Origin of the sequence: Dapis brunnea BLCC-M229, from assembly GCF_050015995.1 — a bacterium.
Classification (GTDB): Bacteria; Cyanobacteriota; Cyanobacteriia; order Cyanobacteriales; family Microcoleaceae; genus Trichodesmium.
The window spans coordinates 1-10606 of sequence record NZ_JBNHEP010000086.1 but is presented as its reverse complement, the minus strand read 5'-3'; the positions used below and the strand labels follow the sequence as shown (position 1 = coordinate 10606).

Genomic DNA, 10606 nt, shown 5'->3' with positions numbered 1-10606 from the left:
TTTATGTTCAGTTGAGTTTTAATTTGAGGAGTCATATGTCAAAGTCAAAAGTTAAAAGTTAGATTTGACTAGTGGTCTGTCAAGATTGATTTGAGGGATAAGCTATTAAATTTTCTCCCTTGTCTACTTTACTCCCTTGTCTTCCTTGCCTTGTCTGAACCCATCATTTGAAAATTGACAAACCACTAGGACAGGAATTAAAAAACAAGACCAGAGGTAGTTCTGAGAAACTATAGCGTTATAGTTTATGTTCAGTTGAGTAATAAAAAGTTAGTCGTAAAAAGTGTGGAAGTTATATCAGAAAAAAAACAATCATATAGATAACCAAGAGATTCATCTGTGGAGAGAAAAATTCTTTCGCTAGTGCAAACCCGTTAATTTATCAATGAGGTAATACTTTTGACTTCCGTGAAGTTGTTGAATGTGTTAGGAAGTTCACAAATTTTCTCATATAGGTAGCACCAAATCACTGTAGCCAATAAATTTCCCAAACGATTCTTGTCTAATAACTCCTGTAAGCTAATCCGAAGCCTCTTCTACCTAGTTCCTTCACATCAAAATTAAATTTATTTATAACCAGGTACTGAATTATGCTATGGCTGAACATAATTCAGTATAAGATAGACTATTTAAAATAGTAATATCTAAAATAAATATGGTTTTTAATTGGTTCCGTCGTAAGTATAATGACAGTTCAGACAAAACTTCAAAGGAAAAACCTGAACCTAACAAAGAAAAAGTAGAAGCAGCAGTTGAATCACAAGAAAAATCAGCGCAGGAGTCCACAGAAAGTACAGAGGATTATTTGAGCTGGGCAAAAGCAGCTTACAAAAATATTCAAGAACAGAAAAAAACTCAAGTCGTATCTCAAACCGCTACAGATGCAGTTGAAACAGAGGAAAAGCTAAAAACTCAAACGCCTACAACAACAGCAAAAGTTGAGCCAAGCATACCAGAGCAGCTCAAAACTGAAGAACAAGAAGATATTGCAGTAGAAAAAACAGAATCTACATCCACAGATACTCAAGCCGAACCAATTCCAATTGTAGAGGAAACTGCCCGTAGGGAAATAAAATCCCCAGAATTAGAAATTCCGGTAGAGTCAGATTCAGTGGTAGAGGAAAATACTCCGGTAACTCAAGCATCTGAAGAGTTGCCTTTCTGGGCTAGAGCTGCTGCAGAAAGACAAGCAAGAGTAGAACGTCTCAAAGAAACTGCCATAGAAGAACCAGAACCAGAAATTTTCCAACAAACAACTGTAGATACTGAAATAGAAGAAATAGACCCCCTAATTCTCGATGAAGCATTTCTCTGGTCAGCAGAAGTTTTAGCGGCTCAAGGTCGTCGCCCAGATCAAGTTTCTGCCGAAGAAATTTCTTGGCTGAAGAAACTACGACAAGGCTTAGATAGAACTCGACGCAACTTACTCAACCAATTGAGAGCAATTGTAGGTCAAGGACCTCTCAATCAAGATGCAGTAATGGAAATAGAGTCCATGTTACTACAAGCTGACGTTGGAGTAGAGGCAACTGATTATATCATAGAAACACTACAAAATAAATTGCGCGAAGAAGCTTTACCTCCAAAAGAGGCGATCGCTTATTTGAAAAAAATCTTACGAGATATTCTGGATGAGCCATTCAAGGATTCGGAAATAGCTAGTCCTGCATATAACTTAACTTTTGTCCCAGAAAAGGATACCTTAAATATTTGGCTCTTGAATGGTGTAAATGGAGCTGGTAAGACCACAACTATCGGTAAAATTGCTCATTTAGCTACCAAGTCAGACTACAAATGTTTAATTGCAGCAGCAGATACATTTCGAGCTGCGGCAGTACAACAATTGACAATCTGGGGACAACGGAGTGAGGTAGAGGTAATCGCTAATCCTGGTAAAAATACCGATCCAGCAGCCATAGTTTTTGATGCTATATTAGCAGCTCAAACTAGAAATACAGAGTTATTACTGGTAGATACAGCGGGAAGACTGCAAAACAAGAAAAATTTGATGGACGAACTCAGTAAAATCCACCGCATAGTGGAGAAAAAAGCACCAGATGCAGTGGTAGAATCCCTACTGGTCTTAGATGCTACACTTGGTCAAAATGGTTTACGGCAAGCAGAAGTATTTGCCAAAGCTGCTAAACTGAGTGGGGTAGTATTGACAAAACTCGACGGAACTGCTAGAGGTGGTGTTGCACTTGCTGTTGTAAAGCAATTGGGTTTGCCTATTCGCTTTATTGGAGTGGGAGAAAGCATAGAAGACCTTCGTCCATTTTCTAGTTATGAGTTCGTTGAAGCTCTTCTAAGTGGTTAAAGATTCATTGCTTTTACCATTGATAATGAGCAACCGTATCAAAGTAGCATTTGTGAAAAAAATCTATGTTTTTGTGGGTTAGAGTATTTAGAGTGGGTAGCATCAGAGTATTTTCATCTTCCAGGAGAAGTTAGGAATTTTTTGCTTGGTCAGCAGACCAGGCAATTAAAGTATTTGTCATTGTTTTTGAAATTATAGGAAACAGAGACAATTAAACCAAATATTGATATTACTTTCACTAGGTAGGTTTATAGCTATTTGGATAACTAAATTAGCCATAAAGTAGTATCTAGAATGGGAAGTCGATAAAATTCCATCTAGGAAAAGTGCTGAATATCATATGAAGTTAAATTACTATTAGCTTGATTAGCTAAAATCATAGATATGCAATTAGGCATATTTGATTTATCTGGTAATTTAACTATAATGACTGTTTTAGTTTGAACTGAAATTTTCTATGGAAATAGAGTCTAGGAAAAGTCAAATCTTGAATGTAAAATCACACAAAATCTTTAGACCTAAATCTCAGGAAAATCAGTAATACTATGCATAGAAAAAGAATGTTACAAAGTAAGTATTTCCCTACCGTAATTCTCCGCAAACAGCTATTAGCGGTCAGCATTGAGCAATAAAAATGAAAGAGGAGGCACATTTTTTATGGATATCTAAAAGTTAGCTGATTTCTTGTTAGCAATAGATTTGAATTTTCGCTCAATCTCTTAATAAGTAGTTGTGCTTTTAGGAATTTCCTAGTTGAGATAGGGAACAGGGAAAAGGGAGTCAATAAAATGTGTAATTAATTTTGCATAGGAACTTACTGATTCTTTGTCAGAAACTGATGATACTAAATCCAGTTATTATAGGCTAGTTACCTAAATTTCCTAATGTTCTTTAGATTAAGACTTTGACTTTTTTTTGAAGATAACCTTAGTCCAGAATATTTGGTATCAAACTGATAGGTTAAGTCTGAATACTTACGTTACAAATAACTAATAGGATGGTGGGAAACTGAATTCATAGTTCTAGAAAATGAATACTTGCTGACTACCTAAAACCTACTAATTAGGGTTTGCTGAAAAAGTCTTTATTGGTCTTTGTAGTAGTCAGTAGTCAGGAGAAATAGTGGATTACAGAAGATTTAGTCGGAGTAATTGTCCCTCAATTTTTCCACTGTTGTTTGCTCACCCATCCTCACTTTTTGAGCTATTGATAGCCAAAAGGTGGCACTTTTAGAGCACACGCAATGGCAAGTTCCTTTATTTATAAATGGTTTGAGATTTAATCAGCAAGCCCTAATTAACATTTAGTACCTAATATCTAAAATTGATTTGTAGCAATCATTTATTATGCTTGGTATAAGCTAAGTCAAAAATGAATAATTGAAATTGGATTTTATCTAAATCAAATTGCAAAAAATACTCTTGCTAAAAAACTCAGAAAATATTAAGTTTATTGGTCTAATTACTTAGAAGTAAAAAAATAAATATAGAGGTAATGAAATGAATAAGATAAAATATTTTTATTTATTCCCAAATATCTCTAATATTACCTGTTACCTAAAATAGAAAAGTTTTATATCTCAGCAATTTGAGAAACTTTATATTGAAACTGTAAACCTATAGCGTTTATCAAGCTAATGAGGTATATTTGTTTTTATTCTTTTCTATTCCATGTTTCTGTGATTACTACTCCCTAAAAATTACGAATGACGAGACCTCAAGCTTTTTGGGAATTGCTATAAATTTACTTCCAAACTTATCCGGAAAATATCATACCTAACTGCATAGATAAAATTTAGTAAATATTAAGGATAAAATTATTATCTAGAGAAACTTCAAATCAAAAAAAACTTAAGCAGAAAAACAACTCATAAATTATCACCTCAAAAATTAATTACCAACTGCATGTACCAAATTCACTATCAGAGCTACCTCAAATATTCCAACTTGCAGCCAGAAAAATTGTAACTAACTAACAAAGCTAATAACTATAAAATAGCTCCAATCAAAATTATTAACAAAGCAGCGACCGAGGAAAGCAAGAAATGCCATAATTTCACAAATAATGAAATAACACAAACAATTAAGCATCAATAAACTTTAATCAATCAACCTATCAAGAAAAAATCTATGACTGTAGTGCCTGTGTATCGAAACTCCCCTGAACCCACTGACCATATTGCCACTGGCAATTCCTCACCAATAACCTCTGTATATGCTCTTCAAGAAATGGTGGCCCGTTTACATAAAGAACAACAAAATGTTAATGATTTATTAAGTTCTCTAGGCTTTGCCTTGCGTAGCTTCAATAATCTAAATCAGTTTCTAGAATTAATTCCACTCATGGGCTGTCGAGTAACCGATGCAGATGGTGGGGCATTAGTATTATTTAAGCCCAATGGACAAGTTAGATTCCAACAACTACACTGCCAAGAAGGCCAACAATGTCAAGATATCCGACAAGCATTAGAAATAGCAACTAGTCAATTAATTGCAGAAACAACCTTGCCTGAGGAACTACAGGAAGTGCCTATTCAAACTGCTAGTCTGGACTACCAAGTTAGCAACTATCTAGGAAATGATGTTCAATTATTTGGCACATCAATTCTAGTGAAAAACTCAGAACGAGGTCGTCTATATGTATTTAGCCACGACCCAGAATATGTTTGGACATCAGCAAGACAAAAATTAATTCGTTTAGTAGCAGACCAGACCGCAGTAGCGATCGCCAACGACGAACTATCTACCTCCTTACGGGAAAAAGAACGTTTGGACCGAGAGCTAGAAATAGGGGCAGAAATTCAACTGCGACTATTACCACCAGAATGTCCAGAAATTCCTGGTATTGCTCTTGCAGCTCGTTGTCAAACAGCAAACCGAGTAGGAGGAGACTATTATGACTTTATCCCCTCTAACTACGACCAGGTGAATTCCAAGCACAAAAAACAGGAACCCTGTAAGTGGAGTATTGTGATTGGAGATGTGATGGGTAAGGGGGTACCTGCTGGTTTAATTATGACAATGACTAGAGGAATGTTAAGAGCGGAGGTATTAAACCGGCACTCACCAGCACGAGTGCTACAACATTTGAACAAAGTTATGTACGCCGATCTGGAAAATTCCCATAGATTTGTAACTTTGTTTTATTCAGAGTACGATCCAGAAACCCAAATTTTGTCTTATAGTAATGCTGCCCACCATCCTCCTATGCTTTGGCAAGCTGCTAGTAATTCTATTGTGAATTTGGATACTCTTGGAATGTTAATTGGTTTAGAAGTAGATTCTGAATATAATCAAGCACAAGTACAACTTCATCCAGGAGATACAATCATTTATTATACAGATGGGTTTACAGATGCAGCGAATAAGCATGGCGATCGTTACGATGATATTAAGTTAAGTCAAGCCTTCAAATTTGCGTGTCAAAATTATCAAGAACCACAAAAAATATTAGATTATCTATTTGAGGAGGTTAAACAATTTGTTGGAGAAGGAAATCATAATCCAGATGATATGACTCTAGTGGTAATGAGGGTAAAACTTAATTAAAAATAACGGCAGTGGAAAGACATCAAGGCTACTATTAAGCTAGTAATATGTATATATTTAATCAGAGCAAAGTTCAAATAAATAAAAATGCTTTTGGTTCAACACGGAGATGATTAGGGATGACTATATAACTAGGATTGAAGTTGATGGCTAAGGGTATAATAGACTAATTTAATAAATAAAATTTGGCAGAGGTTGATTTTGTTGATTAGGATTCAGGAGTCAGGAGTCAAAAGTTAGAAGCAATCTATGACTGAGTTTTTCCTACGGAAATGCTACGCAAATAGCATTTAGCAATGTCTGCGCTCTTGGCTTCAACTGCTATATAGATTTATTTTATAATATTTATTTTGTTTAGTATCAAAATCAAACAGTTCCATAATTGACTAAGAAATCTCATAACTCTCAGAAATTGTTTTTCCACCAAAAGCATAATTTAATTTATTAGGTAAGTATTAGGTCGTTAATTATTAGCTGGGTTCTAGCAGAGGAACTGCGTTATCAGTTATTGATGAGCGGATGAGGTAAAAGCAATTGAGAAATTGAGAGAGAATTAAAAATTAATATCAAACTACACCCCCTTAAGCGCAGGAAGTAATACCATTTATTTATGAAAAATTTTCAACCCGTATCTTGACCTGGGGAGTAGGGGAGTGAGGGAGAATTAAAAATATGAATAATTAACACGCTCCTAGGGTTATAATTATCAAAAATGTTAAAAAGTCTGTATTAATTATTTATATAATTGAAGTGTCACCTGGATATAGCATTAATGCATGGTAATTGGTAGAATTATTAATTATTAATTGGTGAAGCGTTGATTGCTAAAAGCCTAATGCTTAAATTTATAGCCACGGCCTCAGCAAAAAATATCTTAAATAATTTGATCTTAATTTTACTATCAAATCAATATCTTGTTTTAATTTGGTATAAAAGATACTTACAAGCTTAATGCAGGTTATTGAATAAATTGTAATTCAGATTTCAGTAATATGCTTTTATGAACTTGGGAGAAGATATGCTCGATTATATAATTACTACAAAATTAGGCTTGAATCTGATTAATAATTACAGTAATTTTTTAAATTTCTTAGAAATGAAAGTATTGTATAGTTGGCAACTTTTTGCTCAACAACTTGATGTAGACTTATGGGCAGATGTACAGAAGGCTTGGAACAACTTTATAGAATGTGGTCAGGGGTGGGCACTATTAGTTGGTCTGATAATTGGTTGGATGGTTAAAAGTATTTTGCCATAATGTTAAGTATTCAGCTATCAGTTACTAGCTATTAGTTATTAATTAATTGCCTGATAAGCAGATTAGTTTCCAAGAAGAATTCAAAATTTATGTTTGCGCAGCATTCTGCAGGAAAGAATAAAGATCATTAGCTAACCGAAGTAAAGTTATTACTTTAAAAAGCTAAATGCTGAATGCTAATAGCTGAATCCTTACTCATAATTACTCACTATTAAAATTTTATTAGACAGGAAAAAAAATCTGCAAAATGACGCAAGATAAACAAACCTGGAGCCAAAGATTTGAAAAGGCGTTGCATCCTACTATAGCTAGATTTAATGCTAGTATTAGCTTTGATATTGAATTGATTGAGCATGATATTAACGGTTCAATAGCTCATACAAAAATGTTGGCTAAAACAGGTATTATTTCTGTAGACGAAGGTGAAAAATTATTGAAGGGTTTAGAACAAATTCGTCAAGAATATCGAGAGGGAAAATTTCATCTGGTTGAAGATGCTGAAGATGTGCACTTTGCTGTAGAAAAAAGACTGACACAAATTACTGGAGATGTAGGGAAAAAACTACATACAGCTAGGTCTAGAAATGACCAAGTAGGAACTGATACTAGACTTTATCTCCGAGAACAAATCGAGCAAATTCAGATTTTATTGAGAAATTTTCAAAAAGTTCTCTTGGAATTAGCAGAGTCTAATATTGAAACTTTAATTCCTGGTTATACTCACTTACAAAGGGCGCAACCTTTGAGTTTAGCTCATCATCTTTTGGCTTATTTTCATAAGGTGGAAAGAGACTGGGAAAGGTTGGGAGATGTTTATCGTCGGGTGAATATTTCTCCCCTTGGTTGTGGTGCTTTAGCAGGTACAACTTTTCCTATTGATAGACACTATACTGCTGAATTATTAAAGTTTGAAAAACCTTATGCTAATAGTTTGGATGGGGTAAGTGACAGAGATTTTGCGATTGAATTTCTCTGTGCATCTAGTATAATTATGGTGCATTTAAGTCGTTTGGCAGAAGAAATAATTTTATGGTCTTCTGAAGAATTTAGGTTTGTTACTTTAACTGATGTTTGTGCCACAGGTTCAAGTATTATGCCTCAAAAGAAAAATCCTGATGTACCAGAATTAGTTAGGGGAAAAACAGGTAGAGTTTTTGGTCATTTACAGAGTATGTTAGTGGTGATGAAGGGTTTGCCACTAGCATATAATAAAGACTTGCAAGAAGATAAAGAAGGTTTATTTGATACTATTAAAACTGTCAAAAGTTGTCTAGAGGCAATGACTATTTTATTGCAGGAAGGTTTGGAATTTAATAGCGATCGCCTGACAGAAGCAGTAGCAGAAGACTTTTCTAATGCTACAGATGTAGCTGATTATTTAGCAGCTCGTGGTGTACCATTTCGAGAAGCTTATAATTTAGTAGGTAAGGTTGTGAAAACTTGTATTTCTGGTGGTAAATTACTCAAAGATTTAACCTTAGAAGAATGGAAAGAATTACATCCAGCATTTGCTTCAGATATTTATGAAGCGATCGCCCCTTACCAAGTAGTATCTGCACGGAATAGTTATGGTGGAACAGGTTTTGCACAAGTAAGAACAGAAATTGCTATTGCCAAGCAAAAATTTACAATTTAGATTAAACTGTAAAAATCTAGATTTGATTCTCTGATTTTCAAATCTAGATTTTGTATGTCAAAATTCATAACTGGGAATTTTGAACATACATTAAAATATACTATTCTTCTACAGCGCCAGCACTCTCTTCTGATTGCTCGTTACTGTTTTGATTATTACCAGATGCAAACTTAGATGAATATCGCTTCGAGAAAAAACCTGTCTTTTTTTTACGAAACTTCCGTGCGTAAGCCTGATTACGTTGTGCCTTCTCTTTTTTTGGATTGCGGCGTTTAGCCATTATAACCTCACTAATTGACATCCTCCCAAAGCCATAAATGGGGAGCAGCTTCCCAAAAGCTACATTGAGCTGTGACGTAAGCTATTAACCCTATACGGATCTCTTGGACACTGCTGATTTAGCAGTCAAAATGTTATACAACTATATCATTTACTTTCTCAGGAAGCAAGAATTTATTCCAAATTCCCTATATTACAGCAACTATGTACCTAAACCAACAGCTACTCTATGTTCCTTATCTTTCTGTGCCATTATAGTACAGGTCTTTTGGGAACATCCTATACTAGGATAAAGGATAAAATAGTACCGGCTAAATTTTAGCACTTTTTAGATTTATAGTTTGGACTAAATTTTAGAAAGTAGTCAAAAGTAATTAATACTTGAAACGAAACTTATAATTCAACAGCCATAAAGCACTTGGTTGTGCATAGCGCGTAATGTGTGGGATTCGTCAAGTAGGGCTGGCAAATCTAATCTAAAAGCACTGAGATATAAAGTTTTTAGGATTTTTGTCGGGAAAAAAGTGCAAAGAATTCAGCCTTTAAGACCAAAAAGTTAGGATTTTGGGCAGACACTTCCCAGAAAGATACAGGTACAATTATTCCTCCTACTTTCGAGGGTCTCCCTACCCGGACCTCCCCAGACGGACCACACGGACCACACTTCCTTGACGCACTACCAAGTACTTTTGATGTTTTGGGCAATCCAAAGAGAGCTTGTCTTTTTGATTGAGTTTAGTTGTCCTAGCCATCAACCAAACTTTTCAAAAAGTTGTCCAATTAGGAAATAAGCTTATAGCACTGCCTGAAAAGGCTTGACTAGCAAATAGATTTGACATCCTCCCCGGCCTAAAGGCACGGGAATTCCTACTGAGCCGTAGCTCAAGGGCGGGTTGACGCTTCACAGGGTGCTGCTTCCTTGGCGGTAGTCTAACGCTTCCCTCCACGTCCGTTTAGAGTTTCCGAGTGCCCCCCGGCAACTAATGAAACTATAGCATATATTCAATTCACTTGGATGCTCAAATAAAAAGTCGCCCTACAAGGGCGAGGCTTTAAACCCAATTTTTCGGTAATGCTTGTAGCAAAAATGTTTTAGTTCCAGGAGTTCACGGGGACCGTCCTCGCTCAATTCTTGTTCCGGCTTTCTCAGATTAGTCTCAACCCAAGTTGAGATTTATAGTACTGATTTTGATAATTTTTTTAATAAAAGCAAAAATTTATACTAATTTCATAAAATATTTCTACAGTCACAGAATAGGGAAAAGGGCAGAAGAAATATTTCATTGTAGTCATAGGAGTCAGGAGTCAGAATTCAGGAGTCAGAATTTAGGAGAAAGTCATAGTAGTCATAGGAGTCAGGAGTCAGAATTCAGGAGTCAGAATTTAGGAGAAAGTCATAGTAGTCATAGGAGTCAGGAGTCAGAATTCAGGAGTCAGAATTTAGGAGAAAGTCATAGTAGTCATAGGAGTCAGGAGTCAGAATTCAGGAGTCAGAATTTAGGAGAAAGTCATAGTAGTCATAGGAGTCAGGAGTCAGAATTCAGGAGTCAGAATTTAGGAGAAAGTCA

6 protein-coding genes are annotated in these 10606 nt (G+C 35.3%); 5 read left to right on the top strand and 1 reads right to left on the bottom strand.

The window, feature by feature from the left end; all coding sequences use genetic code 11:
• The first annotated feature begins 655 nt into the window (after nucleotides 1–655).
• The 4 genes from ftsY to argH all read left to right on the top strand — a co-directional run bounded on the left by ftsY (nucleotide 656) and on the right by argH (nucleotide 8759).
• On the top strand, nucleotides 656–2317 hold the full coding sequence (ftsY, locus tag ACP6PM_RS09910; protein WP_426584138.1) for a signal recognition particle-docking protein FtsY: 1662 nt from the start codon (nucleotides 656–658) through the stop codon (nucleotides 2315–2317).
• A gap of 2129 nt (nucleotides 2318–4446) precedes the next feature.
• Nucleotides 4447–5865, top strand: a complete 1419-nt coding sequence (locus ACP6PM_RS09905; protein ID WP_426584136.1) for a PP2C family protein-serine/threonine phosphatase — start codon at nucleotides 4447–4449, stop codon at nucleotides 5863–5865.
• 1018 nt (nucleotides 5866–6883) lie between these two features.
• The gene (locus tag ACP6PM_RS09900) at nucleotides 6884–7123 is read left to right on the top strand and encodes a hypothetical protein (RefSeq protein ID WP_426584134.1); all 240 of its coding nucleotides are present in this window, start codon (nucleotides 6884–6886) and stop codon (nucleotides 7121–7123) included.
• A 247-nt stretch (nucleotides 7124–7370) separates the two neighbouring features.
• A complete protein-coding gene (argH, locus tag ACP6PM_RS09895; protein ID WP_426584132.1) occupies nucleotides 7371–8759 on the top strand; it encodes an argininosuccinate lyase in 1389 nt (462 codons plus the stop codon).
• Nucleotides 8760–8859: 100 nt separating this feature from the next.
• Here argH and ACP6PM_RS09890 read toward each other — a convergent pair whose 3' ends face one another.
• Entirely contained in the window at nucleotides 8860–9039 is a 180-nt protein-coding gene (locus tag ACP6PM_RS09890) for a hypothetical protein (RefSeq protein ID WP_426584130.1), read from the bottom strand.
• A gap of 1187 nt (nucleotides 9040–10226) precedes the next feature.
• On the opposite strand from ACP6PM_RS09890, the gene ACP6PM_RS09885 reads away from it, so the two are divergent.
• Nucleotides 10227–10606: hypothetical protein (locus ACP6PM_RS09885; protein ID WP_426584128.1), on the top strand; the 380-nt coding region annotated here is incomplete at its 3' end.